Annotated in this window: 17 protein-coding genes; 1 reads left to right on the top strand and 16 read right to left on the bottom strand. The window is 65.5% G+C overall.

The window, feature by feature from the left end:
- Positions 1-52: 52 nt before the first annotated feature.
- From PO605_RS21225 to gyrA, 16 genes are all read right to left on the bottom strand, one after another.
- Positions 53-439, bottom strand: a complete 387-nt coding sequence (locus PO605_RS21225; RefSeq protein WP_017404730.1) for a monovalent cation/H(+) antiporter subunit G — start codon at positions 437-439, stop codon at positions 53-55.
- Positions 436-714 (bottom strand): K+/H+ antiporter subunit F, encoded by a 279-nt coding sequence (locus PO605_RS21220; protein WP_012206532.1) that lies wholly within the window; start codon positions 712-714, stop codon positions 436-438. The genes PO605_RS21225 and PO605_RS21220 overlap by 4 nt, the downstream gene beginning before the upstream one ends.
- Positions 711-1,202 carry a Na+/H+ antiporter subunit E gene (locus PO605_RS21215; RefSeq protein ID WP_016450497.1) on the bottom strand — a complete coding sequence of 164 codons (492 nt, stop codon included), beginning with the start codon at positions 1,200-1,202 and terminating at the stop codon, positions 711-713. Before PO605_RS21215 ends, PO605_RS21220 begins: the two co-directional genes overlap by 4 nt.
- Positions 1,199-2,995 carry a monovalent cation/H+ antiporter subunit D gene (locus PO605_RS21210; protein ID WP_047470521.1) on the bottom strand — a complete coding sequence of 599 codons (1,797 nt, stop codon included), beginning with the start codon at positions 2,993-2,995 and terminating at the stop codon, positions 1,199-1,201. The genes PO605_RS21215 and PO605_RS21210 overlap by 4 nt, the downstream gene beginning before the upstream one ends.
- On the bottom strand, positions 2,992-3,357 hold the full coding sequence (locus PO605_RS21205) for a Na+/H+ antiporter subunit C (RefSeq protein ID WP_016450499.1): 366 nt from the start codon (positions 3,355-3,357) through the stop codon (positions 2,992-2,994). Before PO605_RS21205 ends, PO605_RS21210 begins: the two co-directional genes overlap by 4 nt.
- The gene (locus tag PO605_RS21200) at positions 3,357-6,335 is read right to left on the bottom strand and encodes a monovalent cation/H+ antiporter subunit A (protein WP_272206854.1); all 2,979 of its coding nucleotides are present in this window, start codon (positions 6,333-6,335) and stop codon (positions 3,357-3,359) included. The genes PO605_RS21205 and PO605_RS21200 overlap by 1 nt, the downstream gene beginning before the upstream one ends.
- 139 nt (positions 6,336-6,474) lie before the next feature.
- The gene (locus PO605_RS21195; protein WP_016449520.1) at positions 6,475-6,876 is read right to left on the bottom strand and encodes a ComEA family DNA-binding protein; all 402 of its coding nucleotides are present in this window, start codon (positions 6,874-6,876) and stop codon (positions 6,475-6,477) included.
- A 260-nt stretch (positions 6,877-7,136) separates the two neighbouring features.
- A complete protein-coding gene (lapB, locus tag PO605_RS21190) occupies positions 7,137-8,312 on the bottom strand; it encodes a lipopolysaccharide assembly protein LapB (protein WP_047470525.1) in 1,176 nt (391 codons plus the stop codon).
- A complete protein-coding gene (locus PO605_RS21185; protein WP_047470529.1) occupies positions 8,302-8,619 on the bottom strand; it encodes a LapA family protein in 318 nt (105 codons plus the stop codon). The genes lapB and PO605_RS21185 overlap by 11 nt, the downstream gene beginning before the upstream one ends.
- An 80-nt stretch (positions 8,620-8,699) precedes the next feature.
- Positions 8,700-9,038: an integration host factor subunit beta gene (locus tag PO605_RS21180; RefSeq protein ID WP_017404723.1), complete on the bottom strand. Its 339-nt coding sequence runs from the start codon at positions 9,036-9,038 to the stop codon at positions 8,700-8,702.
- A 90-nt stretch (positions 9,039-9,128) separates the two neighbouring features.
- A complete protein-coding gene (gene rpsA / locus PO605_RS21175; protein ID WP_255247313.1) occupies positions 9,129-10,853 on the bottom strand; it encodes a 30S ribosomal protein S1 in 1,725 nt (574 codons plus the stop codon).
- Between the two features lie 145 nt (positions 10,854-10,998).
- Positions 10,999-13,026 (bottom strand): bifunctional 3-phosphoshikimate 1-carboxyvinyltransferase/cytidylate kinase, encoded by a 2,028-nt coding sequence (locus PO605_RS21170; protein WP_047470532.1) that lies wholly within the window; start codon positions 13,024-13,026, stop codon positions 10,999-11,001.
- A gap of 102 nt (positions 13,027-13,128) precedes the next feature.
- Positions 13,129-14,007 carry a prephenate dehydrogenase gene (locus PO605_RS21165; RefSeq protein WP_016449514.1) on the bottom strand — a complete coding sequence of 293 codons (879 nt, stop codon included), beginning with the start codon at positions 14,005-14,007 and terminating at the stop codon, positions 13,129-13,131.
- A complete protein-coding gene (gene pheA / locus PO605_RS21160; protein WP_016454364.1) occupies positions 14,007-15,107 on the bottom strand; it encodes a prephenate dehydratase in 1,101 nt (366 codons plus the stop codon). The genes PO605_RS21165 and pheA overlap by 1 nt, the downstream gene beginning before the upstream one ends.
- 18 nt (positions 15,108-15,125) lie before the next feature.
- Positions 15,126-16,235, bottom strand: a complete 1,110-nt coding sequence (gene serC, locus PO605_RS21155) for a 3-phosphoserine/phosphohydroxythreonine transaminase (protein ID WP_016454363.1) — start codon at positions 16,233-16,235, stop codon at positions 15,126-15,128.
- Positions 16,236-16,358: 123 nt separating this feature from the next.
- Positions 16,359-19,025 carry a DNA gyrase subunit A gene (gyrA, locus tag PO605_RS21150; RefSeq protein WP_046238042.1) on the bottom strand — a complete coding sequence of 889 codons (2,667 nt, stop codon included), beginning with the start codon at positions 19,023-19,025 and terminating at the stop codon, positions 16,359-16,361.
- A gap of 229 nt (positions 19,026-19,254) precedes the next feature.
- Between gyrA and ompA the strand changes: the two genes are divergently transcribed.
- Complete coding sequence (gene ompA / locus PO605_RS21145; protein WP_016449510.1) at positions 19,255-19,914, top strand: outer membrane protein OmpA; 660 nt, start codon at positions 19,255-19,257, stop codon at positions 19,912-19,914.
- The last annotated feature ends 54 nt before the right edge of the window (positions 19,915-19,968 follow it).

Raw genomic sequence — 19,968 nt, 5'->3', positions numbered from 1 at the left:
TTGCCTGCCGCTGCCTGCCGCATCGGCGGGTATTTTCAGGCCCGATTGCGCTTCAGACGTCCGGGTGTTCGGCCGGCTCGTTGCGCACGACGCTGCTCAGCGGCGGCGGCACGTCCTGGCCCGCACGGCGTGCGCGGAACAGGGCTGCACGCATCAGGAAGATGGTCGTGATGGGAACGGTCACCGAGATGAACACCGCAATCAGCAGCGCATGCACGGCCAGGCTCTGGCCGCTGACGGAAAAGTAGATCCAGGTGGCATGCATGATCAGCCAGCAGCCCATGGTGGCGATGATGGAAGGCGCATGCACGCGCTCGAAATAGCTGTCCAGGCGCCACAGGCCCATGGAGCCCAGAAAGGCGATGATGGCGCCGCCCAGCGCCAGCGCAGCCACCAGGATCTGGCACCACAGCGGCAGCGTGGTGGTTTCCGGCATCATTCGATCACCTCGCCGCGCAGCAGGAACTTGGCCATGGCCGTGGAGCCCACGCAGCCGAACAGCGCAACCAGCAGGGCGGCCTCGAAATAGCTGGTGCTGTCATAGATGATGCCCATCAGCAGCATGGCCAGCATGCCGTTCAAATACATGCAGTCCAGCGCCAGCACGCGATCCTGGGCGTGCGGGCCCTTGAGCAGGCGCAGCACGGCGCAGCCCATGGCGGCGACCAGCAGGCCCAGCGCGAACATCAAAGTCCAGTGGAACCAGGGCATCATTCGAAAATCTCCATCAGGGGGCGCTCGTAGGAGCGCTTGACGTGCTGGACGATCTCTTCGGGATCATCGACCTCCAGCACATGCAGCATGAGTTGGGAGCGGTCGCGCGAGATCTCGGCCCAGGCCGTGCCGGGCGTGATGCACACGATCATGGCGAGCACGGCCAGGCCGTTGGGGTCGCGCAGTTCCAGCGGGATGCGCACGAAGTTGGCCGGGTGCTTGCGCATGCCCGGAAACAGCATGAACCGCACGACGTTGAAGTTGGACACCGAGGTGTCCCAGACCACGCGCAGCCCCAGGCGCACGATGGTCAGCGGATGGCGCACGCGCACGGGCAAGGGGCGCAGGCCGCGCAGCAGCAGCGGCAGCAACAGGCCCAGCAAGGCGCCCAGCAGGATCTGGCCGCTGCTGAACGAGCGGTTGAGCAGCAGCCACAGCAGGAACAGCGCCACCGACAGCAGCGGCGCGGGCAGCAGGGTTTTCATCATCGGGAATCCTCCTTGCCGGCCGTTGGGCCTGCATCGCCTATGCCTGCGGGCATGGGGGCGCCGCTGGCCTGGGCAGCGGCGCGCGCGGCGCCTTCGGGGCCGGCTTCCAGCCGCGCCTTCTTTTCTGCCGGGCTCGGCTCCGGCTGCGTGCCCATGACGGAGCGCACATAGACATCGGGCGCCAGCAGCGCATCGGCCGCACGCTGCGTGTAGCCCATCAGCTGGCCACCCTGCACGGTGAGCGTCACGCAGCAGGCCAGCAGCACGGCGATGGGCAGGCCTTCGGCCACACGCAACGAGGGCGAGTTCTGCTCCTCGGTCGCCCAGAAATGGCGTATGCCGGCGCGCACCAGCGACAGCAGGGCCAGCAGCCCGGTGATGATCATCAGCGCCACCAGCACCCAGCCGGCCCAGCCGGCCTGGAAGCCGCTGGAGTTGCCCAGGCCCAGCGGGTTGAGCAGGGCAGACAGCATGGCGAACTTGCCCACAAAGCCCGAAAGCGGGGGCAGGCCGGTGACCACCAGGGTGGCCAGCATGAAGCTCAGGCCGATGAAGGCGGCCGCTGCGGGAATGGCGCGGCCGATCAGCACCTCTTCGGATTCGTCGAGGTTGAAGCCCTCCGTGGGCAGCAGTTCGGCGTTGAGGAAGGGAGCCTCGTCATCCTCATAGGGCTCGCCCGCATCGTCATCCACGCGCCAGCGGTCCACCACGTCGGCGATCAGAAACAGGGCGCTCACGGCCAGGGTGGAGCTGGGCAGGTAGTACAGCAGCCCGGCCGTCAAGGCGTTCTGGCCAAAGCCCGTGGCGGCCAGCAAGGTGCCCGAAGAGAGAACGGCCGCAAAGCCCGCGATATGCGTCAGCCGCTGCGAGCCCAGCATGCCCAGGCCGCCGAAGGCCATGGTCAGCATGCCGCCGACGATCAGCCAGGTGCTGCCGAACAGGGCGGAGGCGCCGGCCTCGGAGCTGAACAGCAGCGTCCACAGCCGCAGCACCACGTAGACGCCCACCTTGGTCATGAGCGCGAACACGGCGCCCACGGGAGCGGTGGCTGCGCTGTAGGCCGGCACCAGCCAGAAGTTCAGCGGCCACATGGCTGCCTTGGTCAGGAACGCAATGCCCAGGATGGCAGCGGCCGAATGCAGCAGCCCGCGGTCGTCGCTGCTGACCTGGGGGATGGCACGTGCCAGGTCGGCCATGTTCAGCGTGCCGGTCAGGCCGTAGAGCATGGACACGCCGATCAGAAACAGCGACGAGGCTGCAAGATTGATGGCGATGTAGTGCAGGCCCGCCTGGATGCGTGTCCGCCCGGAACCATGCAGGACCAGTCCATAGGAGGCCGCGAGCATGATCTCGAAGAACACGAACAGGTTGAACAGGTCCGCCGTGAGGAAGGCGCCGCTCAGGCCCATCAGCTGAAACTGGAACAGCGAGTGAAAGTGCATCCCCGCGCGGTGCCAGCGGGCGCTGGAGAAGACCAGCGAGGCCAGGGCCACCGTATAGGTCAGCACCAGCATCATGCCGGTCAGGCGGTCCAGTGCCAGCGAGATGCCGAAGGGCATGGGCCAGTTGCCCGGCATGTAGACGCCCAGGTTGACGGGCGCGCCGGCCTGGTCGGTCCACAGCATCAGCATCACGGCCACGCCCAGCCCCATCAGGGTGGATACCAGTCCAAGAGCGAATTTGAGGCGCTGGCGCTCTTCGCGCAGCAACAGCATCAGCGCTGCCGAAAGCATGGGCAGCACGATGGGCGCCAGCATCAGGTGCGGCATGAGACGGGCGGTCAGCTCGTTCATGGCATCTCCTGCTCGGTGCGGGAATGGGCTCCGTCCACATGGTCGGTGCCCGTGGTGCCGCGCGAGGCCAGCAGCACCACCAGGAACAGTGCCGTCATGGCAAAGCCGATCACGATGGCCGTGAGCACCAGCGCCTGCGGCATGGGGTCCGCATAGTGCGCAAGATCCTGCGGCACGCCGGCGCGCAGCACGGGCTCCTTGTCGATGGCCAGGCCCTGGCGGCCCATGCTGAAGATGAACAGGTTGACTGCGTAAGACAGCAGGGCCAGGCCCATGATGACCTGGTAGGTGCGTGGGCGCAGCAGCAGCCACACGCCCGAGCCCGTCAGTACGCCGATGGCAATGGCAAGCACGACTTCCATCAGAAACCTCCTCGTGCAAGCGCTGCAGCGGTGGCCTGCTGCACGGCAGCTTCGGCCTCTTCGGCCTGTTGCTGCTGCTCCTCCAGCAGACGGGCGTGGTAGCGGTGGCTGCGCACCGATTGGTGGGCGATGGCCGTCAGAATGAGCATGGTCGCGCCGACCACCAGCGAGAACACACCGATGTCGAAGAACAGGGCGCTGGCGAGATGCACGTCGCCGACGACTGGCAGGGTCATATGGAAGGTGTGGCTGGTGAGAAAGGGATAGCCGGCCACGATGGAGCCCATGCCGGTACCCAGTGCGAACAGCAGGCCGACACCGATCCATCGGCGCGGGAAGATCGGCAGGTGGGCCTCGACCCACTGCGTGCCGGAGATGATGTACTGCATCAGCAAGGCGACCGAGAACACCAGGCCGGCCACGAAGCCGCCGCCGGGCTCGTTGTGGCCGCGCATGAAGATGTAGACGGAAACCAGGGCGGCAAACGGCAGCAGCAGCCGCACCAGCACGGCGGGCACCATCAGGTAGCCCACGGCCGTATCGCCTGCGTTGCGCGGATTGAACAGATCGGTCTGCAGGTCGCCAGGCATGTAGCGCTGCTGCTCGGGCAGGTCCAGCGTCTCGCGGGCCGGGCGAAAGCGCCTGAGCAGCGCATAGACGACCAGGGCCACGATGCCCAGCACCACGATCTCGCCGAAGGTGTCGAACCCCCGGAAGTCCACCAGCATGACGTTGACCACATTGGTGCCGCCGCCATCGCTGAGCGCATGTTCCAGGAAGAAGGTGGAGGCCCCGTCATAGAAGGGGCGGCTCATCATGGCGAAGGCCAGCCAGGCCATGCCGCCACCTGCAACCAGCGACAGCAGCAGGTCACGCATGCGGCGCGAGCGGGCGCGCAGCTCGGCGGACAGCACGGGAATGTGCAGGCTTTTGTCGCGCTTGGGCATCCAGCGCAGGCCCAGCAGCATCAGCACCGTGGTGGCGACCTCGACGACCAGCTGGGTCAGCGCCAGGTCAGGCGCCGAGAACCACAGGAAGGTCAGGCAGGTGCACAGGCCGGCGCCGCCCAGCATGATCAGCGCCGTCAGCCGGTGGTACTTGGCCTTCCAGGCCGTACCCAGGGCGCAGAGAATGCCCACGGCCCACAGCATCACGAAGGCGGGCGACAGCGGCAGCATGCTCCGGTCTCCCAGCTTGATGCCTTGCAGCCACAGCGGCAGAACGCCCGCCAGCACGGCGGTGCAGACCAGCCACAACATCTGCCACTGCAGGCGCATGGTGGACAGGCGCCGGCGCGACCAGCGGCCCAGCAGGGACAGGCGGGCCAGCAGGTTCTCGAAAACACGCTGGCCGCTGAGCGTGCCCACCAGCGGCGCGGTATCCATATGGCCGGCCTGGCGCTGCCAGCGCAGCAGCATGTACAGCAGGATGCCGCCAATCAACGCCACAAGGCTCATGATCAAGGGCATGTTCCAGCCGTGCCAGATGGCCAGGCTGTACTCGGGCAGGTCGCCGCCGACCACGGGCGTGGCGGCCGCTGCAAGGAAGCTGCCCACCGCCCACGCCGGCAGCATGCCCACCACCAGGCAGGCCAGCACCAGCAGCTCGACGGGCACGCGCATCCAGTGCGGAGGCTCGTGCGGGTCGTGCGGCAGGTCGGTGGCCTTGGGGCCGAAGAAGACGTCGATGGTGAAGCGCAGCGAATAGGCCACGCTGAACATGCCCGCCACCGTGGCTGCCACCGGCAAGGCCGTGCGCACCCAGGGAGCGGCATCCAGGTAGACGGTCTCGGCGAAGAACATCTCCTTGGACAGGAAGCCGTTGAGCAGCGGTACGCCCGCCATGGCCGCGCTGGCCACGCAGGCCAGCGTGGCCGTGATGGGCATCATGTGCCGCAGGCCCGAAAGCCGGCGGATGTCGCGCGTGCCGCTTTCATGGTCGACGATGCCCGCGGCCATGAACAGCGAGGCCTTGAAGGTCGCGTGGTTCATGATGTGGAACACCGCAGCCACGGCGGCCAGCTTGCTGTTCAGACCCAGCAGCAGCGTGATCAGGCCCAGGTGGGAAATCGTCGAATAGGCCAGCAATCCCTTGAGATCGTGCTGGAACATGGCCAGATAGCCGCCGATGAGCAGGGTTGCCGCGCCGGCTCCGCCCACCAGCCAGAACCAGGCATCGGTGTCACCGAGCACGGGCCACATGCGCGCCAGCAGGAACACGCCGGCCTTGACCATGGTGGCGGAGTGCAGATAGGCCGACACCGGCGTGGGCGCGGCCATGGCGTGCGGCAGCCAGAAGTGGAACGGGAACTGCGCACTCTTGGTCAGCGCGCCCAGCAGGATCAGCACCAGGGCGATCAGGTACAGCTGGTGGTCACGCACCTGCTGGCCGGCGATGAGCACGTTGTCCAGGTCATAGCTGCCCACGATGTGGCCCAGCACCAGCATGCCGGCCAGCATGGCCAGGCCGCCCGTGCCCGTCACCGTCAGCGCCATGCGCGCGCCGCGGCGTGCATCCTTGCGATGGTGCCAGTATCCGATCAGAAGAAAGGAGAAGAGGCTGGTCAGCTCCCAGAAGAAGGCAATCTGGATGATGTTGCCCGACAGCACCACGCCAGCCATCGCGCCCATGAAGGCCAGAAAGAACGAGAAAAAGCGCGGCACTGGATCGGCCGGCGACATGTAGTAGCGCGCATACAGCACGACCAGCGAGCCTATGCCCAGCACCAGCATGCAGAACATCCAGGCAAAGCCGTCCATGCGGATCACCAGGTTCAGCCCCAGTGCCGGCAGCCACTCGATCTCCTGGCGCAGCACTTCCCCATCGGCGATCTGTGGAAACAGCAATGCGGTCTGTATGGCACAGCCCAATGCGATCGCGCCGGCCAGAGTCGACTCTGTATTGCGCGCATTGGCGGGCAGCATTGCGGCAATCAGGCTGCCGATGAAGGGTAGGAGTATGAGGGTGATCAGGGGCATGGGCGGTCCATTTTACGGGCAAGGTTTTTTGCTTCGCTATGAAAACCTGAGCATGTTTCAGGCTATGGCCGCGCATACCCCGAGGGTCGTACGCATGAAAAACCCGCCGAAGCGGGTTGGATAGAGACAGTTCGCGTCTTCAGGAGGCCGAGCCGGCCTTGGCTGGAGTGGCCGGCTTTGCCGCCTGCTCCTTGGTCGGTTTGGCGCCCTGGGCGGCCGTGTCCTTGCCCCCCTTGGCCGCAGTGTCCTTGGCATCAGGCTTGGCGCTGTGGCCTTTGTAGCTGCTGCCGTTGACAGTCAGGCCTTCGCCCGAAAACTTGGTGGCTGTCGGTTCCGCCACACCCTTGACCCGTGCGATGAAGTCGGGCCAGTCCTTGAAGGGGGCTGATTTGCGTTCCTCGAGAATGCGTGCCGACATGGCCGGGCCTATGCCCTTGATGGATGTCAGTTCGGCTTCATTCGCCTTGTTGGCTTCCACAGCGGCCAAAGCCATCACGGACCACAGCAGCGCAATGAAGCCAGCCATCAATTTTCTGAACATACAAACCTCCTGATCCCTCAATGTTGAGGGCCGCAACATTGCGACCCAGAAGCATCTTATGCAGGCCTCTGGCGTGCCGCCAGGCAGTCGCGGGCTCCAGGAGGCCGGCGCAGGCACGGCCGCACGCGCCCAAAGCCAATGGCCACGCGCCCTCCAGGGCGGTTTCTAGGAATACTCTGAAAATACACTGGCCATGCCGTGTTTGCCAATGGGGGTGACGCGATGCCGGGGATAGGGCCGCCTTTCGCCACCCCGGCCCATCACAGCTCCTCGACGCGCCGGGCCGGGTAGCTGTCCCAGCTCTGGCAGCCGGGGCAGTGCCAGAAATGCTGGCGAGCCTCGAAGCCGCAGGCCGCGCAGCGATAGCGGGTCAGCGGTTTGGCGGCGTGGTCCAGCGCGCGTTGCACGGCTGGGTGGTATTGCTCCTCGGACAGTTTCTCGCCAGCCAGCCACTGCGCAGCAGCCACCAGGGAAGGTTCCCGGTCCAGATGCTGGACCAGGCGGGCGCGTCCCGGTGCCTTGGTTTCACCATCGGTGCTCTGTTCTTCAATTTGAGCGTCCAGCGCAACCAACGCCTGCAGCAGGTCCAGCGAAGGTGCCTGGGCGTATTGCTGGCTGAGCAGCTGGTGGACATGCTGGCGTTGGCCTGTGGCGGCTGCGATGTCCACCAGCAACTGGGCTGCCAGCGGCAGCGCGGCGGGGGACTGCTCGGCCAGGCTTTCCAGCGTTTGCAAGGCCTGGGCCGATTGCCCCATGCGATGCTGCAACTGGGCATGCTCCAGGCGCGGTCGCGCAGCCTGGGGTGCTGTGGTGATGGCTTGCTGCAGCCGCTGCAGCGCCTCGGCCTGCTGGCCCTGCGTGAGCAAGGACTGGGCGTCTTCGCACAGGTAGTGCGCCAGCCGGCCACTGAAGTCCCCCTGGTTGGCATCCTGCATGCGGCGAGCAATGGCGGCGGCCTGTGTCCAGTCGCGCGAGCGCTCGTAAATGGCCAGCAGGGCCAGGCGGGCCTCGGCCTCGAAGGCCGTGCCTTCCAGGCGGCGCAGCGCGTCCTCGGCGCGATCGAGCAGGCCTGCCTTCAGAAAGTCCTGGGCCAGCGCGTGCTGGGCGCGGTCGCGGTCCACGCGGCTGAGGTCGCCGCGCGACAGCAGGTGCTCATGCACGCGCACGGCGCGGTTGTATTCGCCGCGGCGGCGAAAGAGATTGCCCAGGGCGAAGTGCAACTCCGAGGTGTCGGGGTCGTTCTGCACGGCTTCGATGAAGGCGTCGATGGCCTTGTCCTGCTGCTCGTTGAGCAGGAAGTTCAGGCCCTTGAAATAGGCCTTGGGTGCCTGGCGGTTTTCGGCGCGAATCTGCCTCAGGTCCCAGCGCGAGGCCAGCCAGCCCAGCACGAAGGCCATGGGCAGGCCCAGCAGTATCCAGCTCAGATCAAATTCCATGCACGTCGCCCGGCAGGATGGGGGAGGGGGGCGCCTTGGGCGCCGTGGATGGCGCCGCTCCTTCGGCTGCAGGCGCGGGGACCTGGGTCGAGCGCGCGGCATTGCGGTGCTTGAGCCAGCGCGGCACCATGCCCAGCACGCCCACGATCAGGCCCAGGGCGAAGGCCGCCAGCACCACCAGTACCAGCGGCGCAGTCCAGGAGGTGCCGAAGAAGAAGTGCACCGTCGCGTCCTGCTGGTTGTTCAGTGCGAAGGCGAACAGCGTAAAAAAAATGGCCGCCTTGAGCAGCCACAGGAAGTACTTCATGTGTTCCCTTGTGTGACGGGAACGATTCTAGAGCCTGGCGGTGACGACGGCTGCAGTGCGCGCAGCCGGCAAGCCGGCTTTCAGGCGGCAGGGCCGGTGCCTGCGGAGCTGGCGGCAACCGTGTCGGGCGCCGCGCCGGGGCGCAGGTCCACGGCTTCGCGCAGGGCCTTGCCGGGCTTGAAGTGCGGCACGCGCTTGGACGGAATGTGGACGGCCTCGCCGCTGCGGGGATTGCGGCCCATGCGGGGCGGGCGGTGGTTGACCGAGAAACTTCCAAAGCCGCGGATTTCGATGCGATGGCCGCGCACCAGGGCATCGCTGACGGCGTCAAGAATCGTCTTGACGGCCTGCTCGGCGTCGCGCTGGCTCAGTTGGCCAAAGCGTGCTGCGAGTTCTTCGACGAGATCGGATCGGGTCATCAAGGATAGGAATCAGGGGTTGAAATGGCGACGGGCGCCCGGAGGCACCCGTCGCATCCGACCTTCAGCGGTCAGCAGACTGGCTGCTGATTACTTGTCGGAGTTGTCCAGCTTGGCGCGCAGCAGGGCGCCCAGGCTGGTCGTGCCGGCGTTTTCCTTGGCCGACTGGGCGGACAGGGAAGCCATGGCTTCTTGCTGGTCAACCTGGTCCTTGGCCTTGATCGACAGCTGGATGTTGCGGGTCTTGCGATCCACATTGACCACCACGGCGGTGATCTCGTCGCCTTCCTTCAGCACCGAGCGGGCATCTTCCACGCGGTCAACGGCGATTTCCGAAGCGCGCAGGTAGCCGACGATGTCTTCGCCCAGGTCGATTTCAGCACCGCGTGCGTCCACCGTCTTGACCTTGCCCGACACGATCTGGCCCTTGTCGTTCACGGTCACGAAGGTCGTGAAGGGATCGCTGTCCAGTTGCTTGATGCCCAGGGAGATGCGCTCGCGCTCGACGTCCACGGCCAGCACGATGGCTTCGACTTCCTGGCCCTTCTTGTAGTTGCGCACGGCAGCTTCGCCGGGCTCGTTCCAGGACAGGTCGGACAGGTGCACCAGGCCGTCGATGCCGGCAGCCAGACCCACGAACACGCCGAAGTCGGTGATCGACTTGATCGGGCCCTTGACGCGGTCGCCGCGCTTGGTGTTCTGCGCGAACTCTTGCCAGGGGTTGGCCTTGCACTGCTTCATGCCCAGCGAGATGCGACGCTTGTCTTCGTCGATCTCCAGCACCATGACTTCGACTTCGTCACCCAGGGTCACGAGCTTGGTCGGAGCAATGTTCTTGTTGGTCCAGTCCATTTCGGAGACGTGCACCAGGCCTTCGATGCCGGGTTCCAGCTCGACGAACGCGCCGTAGTCGGCAATGTTCGTGACCTTGCCGAACAGGCGGGTGCTCGAGGGGTAGCGGCGCGAAACGCCCATCCACGGGTCGTCGCCCATTTGCTTCAGACCCAGCGAGACACGGTTCTTCTCGGTGTCGAACTTGAGGATCTTGGCCGTGATTTCCTGGCCAGCCTGCACGACTTCCGAAGGATGACGCACGCGGCGCCATGCCATGTCGGTGATGTGCAGCAGGCCGTCGATGCCGCCCAGGTCCACGAACGCACCGTATTCGGTGATGTTCTTGACCACGCCTTGAACGATGGCGCCTTCCTTCAGCGTCTCCATCAGCTTGGCGCGCTCTTCGCCCATCGAGGCTTCGACCACGGCGCGGCGGCTCAGCACCACGTTGTTGCGCTTGCGGTCCAGCTTGATGACCTTGAACTCCATCGTCTTGTTTTCGTACGGAGTCAGGTCCTTGATCGGACGGGTGTCGATCAGCGAACCGGGCAGGAAGGCGCGGATGCCGTTGACCAGCACCGTCAGACCGCCCTTGACCTTGCCGGAGGTCGTGCCGGTCACGAATTCGCCCGATTCCAGGGCCTTTTCCAGAGCCAGCCACGAGGCCAGGCGCTTGGCGGTGTCGCGCGACAGGATGGTGTCGCCGTAGCCGTTTTCGATCGAGCCGATGGCGACCGACACAAAGTCGCCCACCTGGACTTCGATTTCTCCCTGGTCGTTCTTGAATTCGTCGATCGGCACATAGGCTTCCGACTTCAGGCCAGCGTTCACGACGACGAAGTTGTGCTCGACGCGCACGACTTCAGCGGTGATGACCTCGCCAGGACGCATTTCCGTGCGTTGCAGCGATTCTTCAAACAGGGAGGCAAAAGATTCAGACATGTATTTCCTTGCCCGCAAACAGGTTTCCGTTGGCACCATTGCCAAGCGTTTCTAGGACTGTTTGCGGAGGTGTTGTGGGTTCAACCACGGGGTTGGAGTCTATGAACCTCGGGCCGTACACGGGGCGGTGCCGCCATGTCTGGGCCCTGAGGGCGGGTTGCCGACCGTGCGGCGCAACTGGCAATCAGTCGCGGCCGAACGGCTGGCGTTCCTGCCACCATGAAAGCACCTGCTCTGCCACCTCTTCGATGGAAAGCTCGGAGCTGTCAAGCAGCATGGAATCCTGGGCGGGCTTGAGGGGTGCAACGCTGCGGTTCATGTCCCGCGCATCGCGTGCTTCAAGGTCTGCCCGAAGGGCGCTTATGTTAGCGGCAATTCCTTTGGAAATCAACTGCTTATGCCGGCGCTCGGCGCGACAGGCGGCGGAGGCCGACAAATAGACCTTGAGGGGAGCATGGGGAAAGATCACCGTGCCCATGTCGCGGCCGTCGGCGACCAGCCCCGGCAGCTGCTGGAAGGACAGTTGCAGGTCCACCAGTGCATCGCGCACGGCCGGCAGGGCCGAGACGCGCGAGGCGTTCATGCCCGACTCCTCGCTGCGCAGGATCAAGGTGACATCCTCGTCGCCCAGCCAGATGCGCTGCTCGGCATCAAAGCGCACGGGCAGCGCGCGCGCCAGCGCGGCAATCTGCGGGGCGTGGGATTCGTCCAGCACCATGCCGGCCCGCGACGCGGCCAGTCCTGTGAGGCGGTACAGCGCGCCTGAGTCCAGCAGGTGGTAGCCCAGGGCCTCGGCCACCTCGGCGGCGATGGTTCCTTTGCCGGAGGCGGTGGGGCCATCGATGCAGATCACGGGGATGCACGCACGGGCCGTCTCGCAGACCGAGAACAGGGCCTCGAAGTAGTCGGGGAAGGTCTTGGCGACGCACTTGGGGTCTTCGATGCGCACCGGCAGGGCGGCCGGGTTGAAGGCCGCCAGCGAGAAGCACATGGCCACCCGGTGATCGTCGTAGGTGTGGATGCTGGCCGCGCGCCATGCGGCGGTGGATGCGGGTGGTGTGACGCGGATGAAGTCCGCGCCTTCCTCGACTTCGGCGCCCAGCTTGCGCAGCTCCTTGGTCATGGCCGCGATGCGGTCGGTCTCCTTGACGCGCCAGCTTGCGATGTTGCGCAGCGTGGTCGTGCCATCGGCATACAGAGCCATGACGGCCAGCGTCATGGCGGCATCGGGGATGTGGTTGCAGTCCAGGTCGATGGCCTTGAGCGGCCAGGCGCCACGGCGGATGCGCAGCCAGTTCGGGCCTCCCTCCACCTCGGCGCCCATTGCGCGCGCGGCTTCGACAAAGCGGATATCGCCCTGGATGGAATCCAGTCCCACGCCGAGGATACGGATGCCTTCGGCGCTGTCCGAGGCGATGGCGCCCAGTGCGATGAAGTAGCTGGCCGACGAGGCGTCTGCCTCGACATGGATCTCGCCCGGCGAGCGGTAGCGACTGCCGGCCGGGATGGTGAAGCGCTGCCAGTTCTCGTTGTGCACGGCGATGCCGAAGCGGGCCAGCAACTCCAGCGTGATATGGATGTAGGGCTTGGAGATCAGCTCGCCCACGACTTCGATGGTGATGTCGCGCGTGGTGGCCAGCAGCGGCAGTGCCATCAACAGCGAGGTCAGGAACTGGCTGGAGACATCGCCACGCACCTGGATGGGGCTGTGCGGCAGCTGCGAGAAATCGGGCTGGCGGATGTGCAGCGGAGGAAAGCCCTCGTTGCCCAGGTAGTCGATGCGGCAGCCGAGCTGTCGCAGCGCATCGACCAGATCGCCGATGGGGCGCTCATGCATGCGCGGCACACCGCTGAGTTGGAAGTCGCCGCCCAGCACGGACAGGGCTGCCGTCAGCGGCCGCATGGCCGTGCCGGCGTTGCCCATGAACAGCTCGGCACTGGCGCCGGAGGGCAGGACGCCGCCCAGGCCGGTGATGCGCACAGGCTTGCCGAGGGTGATGGTCGCGGGCTCCACCGTGCAGCCCAGTTGCTGCAGGGCCTGGAGCATGACGCGCGTGTCGTCCGAGTCAAGCAGGTCGTGGACCACGGTCGTGCCCTGGCTCAGCGCTGCCAGCAGCAGCACGCGGTTCGAGATGCTCTTGGAGCCTGGCAGGCTCACCGTGCCCTGAGCGCGGGAAAGAGGGGGGATATCGAGGAAGGCGGTACTGAACATGGCAATTCGGAGGCAAACAGGCTGTCGGAAGGCATTGCGGCCGCGCTGGCCGCAATCCACAGATGCGCTCGGGGGCGCTTGGAGCGCGGCCGGCGTTGCGCGTCAGCGGCGCGGTACGCCCATGCGCCAGTGGGCACGCGCCGCGCTGGCCAGGGTCAGGTGGTCTTCCAGGCCTTGGCCGTCGCCGGCCTGGATCAGGCATTCGAGTTGCTGCAGCGCCTGCTGGAACTGGCGCGACTGCGCCAGCACCTGTTCGCTGTTGGCCAGCAGCACATCGCGCCACATCTTGGGGTCGCCTGCTGCAATGCGCGTGAAGTCACGGAAGCCGGGGCCGGCCAGGGACAGCACCTCATCGGAATCGGGCTGGGTGATCACGCTTTGCATCATGGCGAAGGCCAGCAGATGCGGCAGGTGGCTGACCGTGGCAAAGGCGCTGTCGTGGGCTTCTGGCGACATGGCGCGCACGCGGCAGCCCAGCAGCTCCCACAGGGACTGGGCCTTTTGCAGGTGCTCGGTCAGTGTGCGTTCCGTGGGCGTCAGGATGACCTGTGCGCCCTTGTACAGCTGGGGGTCGGAATGCTCGACGCCCGAGACTTCCTTGCCCGCAATGGGATGGGCCGGCACGAAGGAGCCGAGCTGGTCGCGCAATGCCGAGCGGGCGGCATGCACCACATCGACCTTGGTGGAGCCCACGTCCATGATCATCATCCCGGGCGTGACCAGGTGCTTGATGGACTTGAGCGTGGCCTCGGTGGCCGCCACGGGCACCGCCAGCAGCACCAGGTCTGCGCCGGCGGCGGCCAGCAGGGCCGAGGGTGCCTCCACATCGATGACGCCCATCTGGCGTGCGCGCTCGGTGGTAGACGGGGATTTGCTGTAGCCCACGACACGCTTGACCAGCCCGGCCTGCTTGAGCGCCAGCGCGAACGAGCCGCCCATGAGGCCGCAGCCGATCAACCCCAGTTGTTCGAACGGCTGCATCACTTGGAGACCGGATAGGTGCCCAGCACCTTGTAGAAGGCGCACAGCTCGCGCAGCTCCTGCAGCGCGCTGGCCACGTTGGGCTGGGCCGGGTGACCTTCGAGGTCGATGTAGAAGTAGTACTCCCACTGGCCGGTGCGTGCGGGGCGCGATTCGAAGCGCGTCATGGAGACGCCGTGCCGCTTGAGCGGTACCAGCAGGTCATGCACGGCGCCGGGACGGTTGGGCACGGAGATGATGATGCTGGTGCAATCCTGCCCGCTGGGTGCGGGCGTCGCCAGCGTATGCGGCAGGCAGATGACGGCGAAGCGCGTACGGTTGTAGGCATCGTCCTGAATGGCATGCGCCACCACGTGCAGGCCGAATTGCTGGGCCGCGCGTTCGCTGGCCAGGCCGGCGATGTCGGGGTGCAGCGCCGCCAGGCGGGCGCCTTCGGCGTTGCTGGACACCGGGCGGCGTTCGGCATGTGGCAGATGCTTGGACAGCCAGCCCTGACATTGGGCCAGGGCCTGGGGGTGAGCTGCAACCACCTTGATGCCTTCGGTCGTGTTGGTGCTGCGCAGCAGGTTGTGGCGCACCAGCAGGCTGACCTCTCCCACCACGTGGCAGGGCGTATGCAGGAACATGTCCAGCGAGCGCGTGACCACGCCTTCGTTGGAGTTCTCCACGCCCACCACTCCGTACTGCGCGCTGCCCGCGGCCGTGGCGTGGAAGACCTCGTCGAAGCTGTTGCAGTACATCAGGTCGGCCGCGCCGCCGAAATACTGGATGGCCGCTTCCTCGCAGAACGTGCCCGCCGGGCCCAGCACGGCCACGCGCTGGGGTGACTCCAGTGCCAGGCAGGCCGACATGATCTCGCGCCAGATGGCCGAGACATGGGCGTTCTTGAGCGGGCCGGGGTTGGCGGACTCGATCTTCTGGATGACCTGGGCCACGCGGTCAGGGCGGAAGAAGGGCGTGCCTTCCCGCTTCTTGACCTCGCCGACCTGCTCGGCCACGCGGGCGCGTCGGTTCAGCAGATCCAGCAGTTGCTGGTCGATATCGTCGATCTGCACGCGCAGATGCGCCAGATCGGGAGAGGCTTGGGGTGGGGTGCTCATGGAAGGGGGTGTGGTCGGTCAGGCGTTGCGCTGTTCGAATTCGCGCATGTACTCCACCAGCGCCTGCACGCCAGCGATGGGCATGGCGTTGTAGATGCTGGCACGCATGCCGCCGACGGACTTGTGGCCCTTGAGCTGCAGCAGGCCGCGTTCCCGGGCTCCGGCCAGGAAGGCGTCATTGCGCGACTCGTCGCGCAGGAAGAAAGGGATGTTCATGCGCGAGCGGCAATTGGCAGCGACCTTGTTCACGTAGAACGAGGACTGGTCCACGTACTGGTAGAACAGGTCGGCCTTGGCGATATTGCGCGCCTGCAGGGCCGCCACGCCGGTCAGGCCGCCTTCGGTCTGGCGCTTGATCCACTGGAAGGTCAGGCCCGCGATGTAGATGCCCCAGGTGGGCGGCGTGTTGTACATCGACTGGTTGTCGGCCACGGTCTTGTAGTCGAAAGCCGAAGGGCAGGCGGGCAGGGCGTGGCCCAGCAGGTCCTCACGCACGATGACCAGGGTCAGGCCGGCCGGGCCCAGGTTCTTTTGCGCACCGCCAAAGGCCAGGCCCACGCGGCTCCAATCGACGGGGCGCGAGGCCACGTGCGAGGAGAAATCCACCACCAGCGGAGCATCGCAGCCCAGCGCCTTCAGGTCGGGCAGTTCCTGGAACTCCACGCCATGGATGGTTTCGTTGCTGCAGATGTGCACGTAGCTGGCGCCACGGCTCAGTTGCCAGCTTTCGGGGGCGGGCAGGGTGGTGAATTGGCTGTCCTCGCCGCTGGCTGCGATGTGTGCATCGGCCACGTACTTGCGTGCTTCCTTGGCCGACTTCTGGCTCCAGCTGCCGCTGAGCACGAAGTCCACCGTGCCGGCGCGCGACAGGTTCAGCGGAACGATGGCGTTCTCGGCCAGGCCGCCGCCCTGCATGAACAGGATCTTGAATTCGGGCGGCACGGCCAGCAGCTCGCGCAGATCGGCCTCGGCCTGTTCGTAGATGGAGATGAACTCCTTGCCGCGGTGGCTCATCTCCATCACGCTCATGCCGGACCCGTGCCAGTCGAGCATTTCGGCGGCTGCCTGCTGCAGCACTTCGGCGGGAATGGCGGCAGGGCCGGCGGAGAAGTTGTAAGGGCGGTTCATGGAGTTCACTGTCAAGTCACGCGCAGGCGCCAGGTCGGGCAGGGCCTGCAACTGTCAAAAATCTGGGCCGCCGCTACGGCTGCGCTCCCGGTGTGGGAGGCAGCCCCAGCGGCGGCCGGGTCATCATGCGGGCTCGCCCGTGCCTTCGGCAGCGGCTTCGTCGCCGCCCGGGGCTTCCTCGCCCGTGGCCTCGCCCTCGACTTCGTTGGCATCGTTTTCGACGATGCGCTGCAGGCCGCCCAGCTTGGCGCCTTCGTCCAGCGAGATCAGCGTCACGCCCTGGGTGGCTCGGCCCAGCTCGCGGATTTCCGACACCCGGGTGCGCACCAGCACGCCAGTGTCGGTGATCAGCATGATTTCGTCATCGGCGTGGACCAGGGTGGCGGCGACCACCTTGCCGTTGCGCTCGGACTGCTGGATGGCGATCATGCCCTTGGTGCCTCGGCCATGGCGCGTGTACTCGACGATGGACGTGCGCTTGCCGTAGCCGTTTTCCGTGGCCGTGAGCACGCTTTGCGATTCGTCCTCGGCCACCAGCATCGCGATCACGCTCTGGCCCTCTTCCAGGGTCATGCCCTTGACGCCACGCGCATTGCGGCCCATGGGGCGCACGTCGTTTTCGTCGAATCGAACGGCCTTGCCGCCGTCGCTGAACAGCATTACGTCATGCTTGCCGTCGGTGAGGGCTGCGCCGATCAGGAAGTCGCCCTCGTCCAGGCCCACGGCGATGATGCCGGCCTTGCGCGGGTTGGAGAACTCGTCCAGCGCCGTCTTCTTCACGGTGCCCATGCTGGTGGACATGAACACATAGTGGTCGGCCGGGAAGCTGCGGTACTCGCCCGTCAGCGGCAGCACCACGTTGATCTTCTCGCCATCCTGCAGAGGGAACATGTTGACGATGGGGCGTCCGCGCGAGCCGCGCGAACCTGCGGGCACTTCCCAGACCTTGAGCCAGTACAGGCGGCCGCGGTTCGAGAAGCACAGCAGGTAGTCGTGCGTGTTGGCGATGAACAGCTGATCGATCCAGTCGTCTTCCTTGGTGGCCGTGGCCTGCTTGCCGCGGCCGCCGCGCTTTTGCGAGCGGTACTCGGACAGCGGCTGGCTCTTGATGTAGCCCGTGTGGCTGAGCGTGACCACCATGTCGGTGGGCGTGATCAGGTCCTCGGTGGACAGGTCCTGCGCGCTGTACTCGACCGTGCTGCGGCGGGCTCCGACCTTGCTCTGGCCGAACTCGGCCTTGATCTGCTTGAGTTCGTCGCCAATGATGGCCGACACGCGCTCGGGCTTGGACAGGATGTCCAGCAGGTCCTCGATGACGGACATCACGTCCTTGTACTCGGCGACGATCTTGTCCTGCTCCAGGCCGGTCAGGCGCTGCAGGCGCATCTGCAGGATTTCCTGGGCCTGGGTCTCGGACAGGCGGTACAGTCCATCTGCCTGCATGCCGAATTCGCGCTCCAGGCCATCGGGGCGGTAGTCGTCGGCATTGACCACGCCGCCGTCGGTACGGGTGCGCGTCAGCATCTCGCGCACCAGCTTGCTGTCCCAGTTGCGCGTCATCAGCTCGGCCTTGGCCACAGGTGGCGTGGGCGCGTTGCGGATGATGGCGATGAAGTCGTCGATGTTGGCCAGCGCGACCGCCAGGCCTTCCAGCACATGGCCGCGCTCGCGCGCCTTGCGCAGTTCATAGACCGTGCGGCGCGTGACCACTTCGCGGCGGTGCTGCAGGAAGACCTCGACCAGATCCTTCAGATTGCACAGCTTGGGCTGGCCATCGACCAGCGCCACCATGTTCATGCCGAAGGTGTCTTGCAGCTGGGTCAGCTTGTACAGGTTGTTGAGCACGACCTCGGGCACTTCGCCGCGCTTGAGCTCGATCACCAGGCGCATGCCCGACTTGTCGGACTCGTCCTGGATGTGGCTGATGCCCTCGATCTTCTTTTCGTGCACCAGCTCGGCCATGCGCTCCTGCAGCGTCTTCTTGTTGACCTGGTAGGGCAGCTCATCGACGATGATGGCCTGGCGCTGGCCGCGGTCGATGTCCTCGAAGTGGCACTTGGCACGCATCACCACGCGTCCGCGACCCGTGCGATAGCCCTCCTTGACACCGTTGATGCCATAGATGATGCCGGCCGTCGGGAAGTCGGGCGCGGGGATGATCTCCATCAGCTCGTCGATGGTGGCCTGGGGCGTCTGCAGCAGGTGCAGGCAGGCGTCCACCACCTCGTTGAGGTTGTGCGGTGGAATATTGGTGGCCATGCCCACGGCAATGCCCGAGGAACCGTTGACCAGCAGATTGGGCAGCCGCGCAGGCAGCACCAGCGGCTCGCGCTCGCTGCCGTCGTAGTTCGGGCCGTAATCGACCGTTTCCTTGTCGATATCGCCCAGCATTTCATGGGCAATCTTGGACAGGCGGATTTCGGTGTAACGCATCGCCGCCGCGCTGTCCCCGTCCACCGAACCGAAGTTGCCCTGACCGTCCACCAGCATGTGGCGCAGCGAGAAATCCTGCGCCATGCGCACGATGGTGTCGTACACCGCACTGTCGCCGTGCGGGTGGTATTTACCGATCACATCACCGACGATACGCGCCGACTTCTTGTACGGCCGGTTCCAGTCGTTGTTGAGCTCGTGCATGGCAAAAAGCACGCGCCGATGCACAGGCTTGAGACCATCTCGCGCATCGGGCAGCGCCCGGCCCACGATCACGCTCATTGCGTAATCGAGATAGCTGCGACGCATCTCCTCTTCGAGGCTGATGGGCAGGGTTTCTTTAGCAAACTGGGTCATGTGTGGCGATACTCTGACGGCGGGAAAAGGCCCATTTTAGGTCGAATGACGTGTAGCAGCCGAGCAACATAACCCTGGAATTCCGCCGCTGTCCTACTTGTTGGCCCCCGCTTGGCGGTCCGTCTGCATGTGACGTATGGCACAATCAATTCAACGTTTTTGGTGATGGTCACTGATGACGTCCACAGATTCGCAGCCCTGCTGCGGCTTTTTCCCCAAGAGGAGAACCATGAAGAAACTGAACAAAGTGGCGATGTTGTTTGCCTCTGCCGCCCTCGCAACGGCCGCTGGCGCACAAGTGAAGGCTGCTGACGGTGGCAAGACCATCGACAACTGGCAAAACGGCACCAGCGAACTGGTGTGGAAGAACGGCACGAACGAACTGTGCTGGCGCGATGCCAACTGGACGCCCGCCACTGCAGCTGCTGACTGCGACGGCGCTCTGAAGCCTGTGGCCGCCGCTGTGGCTCCCGCCGCAACGCCCGCTCCGGCAACTCCCGCACCCGCACCGGCACCCGCTCCGGCCGTGGCCTCCAAGGTGACCTTCTCTGCCGACGCTTTCTTCGACTTCGACAAGTCGGTTCTGAAGCCCGAAGGCAAGGCCAAGCTGGACGACCTGGCCTCCAAGGTCAAGGGCATCAACCTGGAAGTGGTCATCGCCGTGGGTCACACCGACTCCGTTGGCTCTGACGCCTACAACCAGAAGCTGTCGGTTCGCCGCGCTGAAGCCGTGAAGGCTTACCTGGTGTCCAAGGGCATCGAAAAGAACCGCGTCTACACCGAAGGCAAGGGCGAAAAGCAGCCTATCGCCGACAACAAGACCAAGGAAGGCCGCGCGAAGAACCGTCGCGTGGAAATCGAAGTGGTCGGCACCCGCGCCGCCCAGTAATCTTTCGATTGCTTCTCGCAAAAGCCCCGGCAACGGGGCTTTTTTTATGGCTGA

The organism is Delftia sp. DT-2, assembly GCF_028401915.1.
Lineage (GTDB): Bacteria > Pseudomonadota > Gammaproteobacteria > Burkholderiales > Burkholderiaceae_C > Comamonas > Comamonas tsuruhatensis.
Note: the sequence above shows the minus strand (reverse complement) of the source record. Positions and strands in the feature narration are given on the sequence as shown.

Bases quoted from the DNA above. Each gene is read 5' to 3' on its own strand.
- PO605_RS21200 (WP_272206854.1), bottom strand. From the start codon at position 6,335: ATGCCCCTGATCACCCTCATACTCCTACCCTTCATCGGCAGCCTGATT.
- PO605_RS21225 (WP_017404730.1), bottom strand. From the start codon at position 439: ATGATGCCGGAAACCACCACGCTGCCGCTGTGGTGCCAGATCCTGGTG.
- PO605_RS21215 (WP_016450497.1), bottom strand. From the start codon at position 1,202: ATGATGAAAACCCTGCTGCCCGCGCCGCTGCTGTCGGTGGCGCTGTTC.
- serC (WP_016454363.1), bottom strand. From the start codon at position 16,235: ATGAACCGCCCTTACAACTTCTCCGCCGGCCCTGCCGCCATTCCCGCC.
- PO605_RS21220 (WP_012206532.1), bottom strand. From the start codon at position 714: ATGATGCCCTGGTTCCACTGGACTTTGATGTTCGCGCTGGGCCTGCTG.
- PO605_RS21165 (WP_016449514.1), bottom strand. From the start codon at position 14,007: ATGCAGCCGTTCGAACAACTGGGGTTGATCGGCTGCGGCCTCATGGGC.
- pheA (WP_016454364.1), bottom strand. From the start codon at position 15,107: ATGAGCACCCCACCCCAAGCCTCTCCCGATCTGGCGCATCTGCGCGTG.
- lapB (WP_047470525.1), bottom strand. From the start codon at position 8,312: ATGGAATTTGATCTGAGCTGGATACTGCTGGGCCTGCCCATGGCCTTC.
- PO605_RS21170 (WP_047470532.1), bottom strand. From the start codon at position 13,026: ATGTTCAGTACCGCCTTCCTCGATATCCCCCCTCTTTCCCGCGCTCAG.
- PO605_RS21205 (WP_016450499.1), bottom strand. From the start codon at position 3,357: ATGGAAGTCGTGCTTGCCATTGCCATCGGCGTACTGACGGGCTCGGGC.
- PO605_RS21195 (WP_016449520.1), bottom strand. From the start codon at position 6,876: ATGTTCAGAAAATTGATGGCTGGCTTCATTGCGCTGCTGTGGTCCGTG.
- PO605_RS21185 (WP_047470529.1), bottom strand. From the start codon at position 8,619: ATGAAGTACTTCCTGTGGCTGCTCAAGGCGGCCATTTTTTTTACGCTG.
- PO605_RS21180 (WP_017404723.1), bottom strand. From the start codon at position 9,038: ATGACCCGATCCGATCTCGTCGAAGAACTCGCAGCACGCTTTGGCCAA.
- gyrA (WP_046238042.1), bottom strand. From the start codon at position 19,025: ATGACCCAGTTTGCTAAAGAAACCCTGCCCATCAGCCTCGAAGAGGAG.
- ompA (WP_016449510.1), top strand. From the start codon at position 19,255: ATGAAGAAACTGAACAAAGTGGCGATGTTGTTTGCCTCTGCCGCCCTC.
- rpsA (WP_255247313.1), bottom strand. From the start codon at position 10,853: ATGGTGCCAACGGAAACCTGTTTGCGGGCAAGGAAATACATGTCTGAA.
- PO605_RS21210 (WP_047470521.1), bottom strand. From the start codon at position 2,995: ATGAACGAGCTGACCGCCCGTCTCATGCCGCACCTGATGCTGGCGCCC.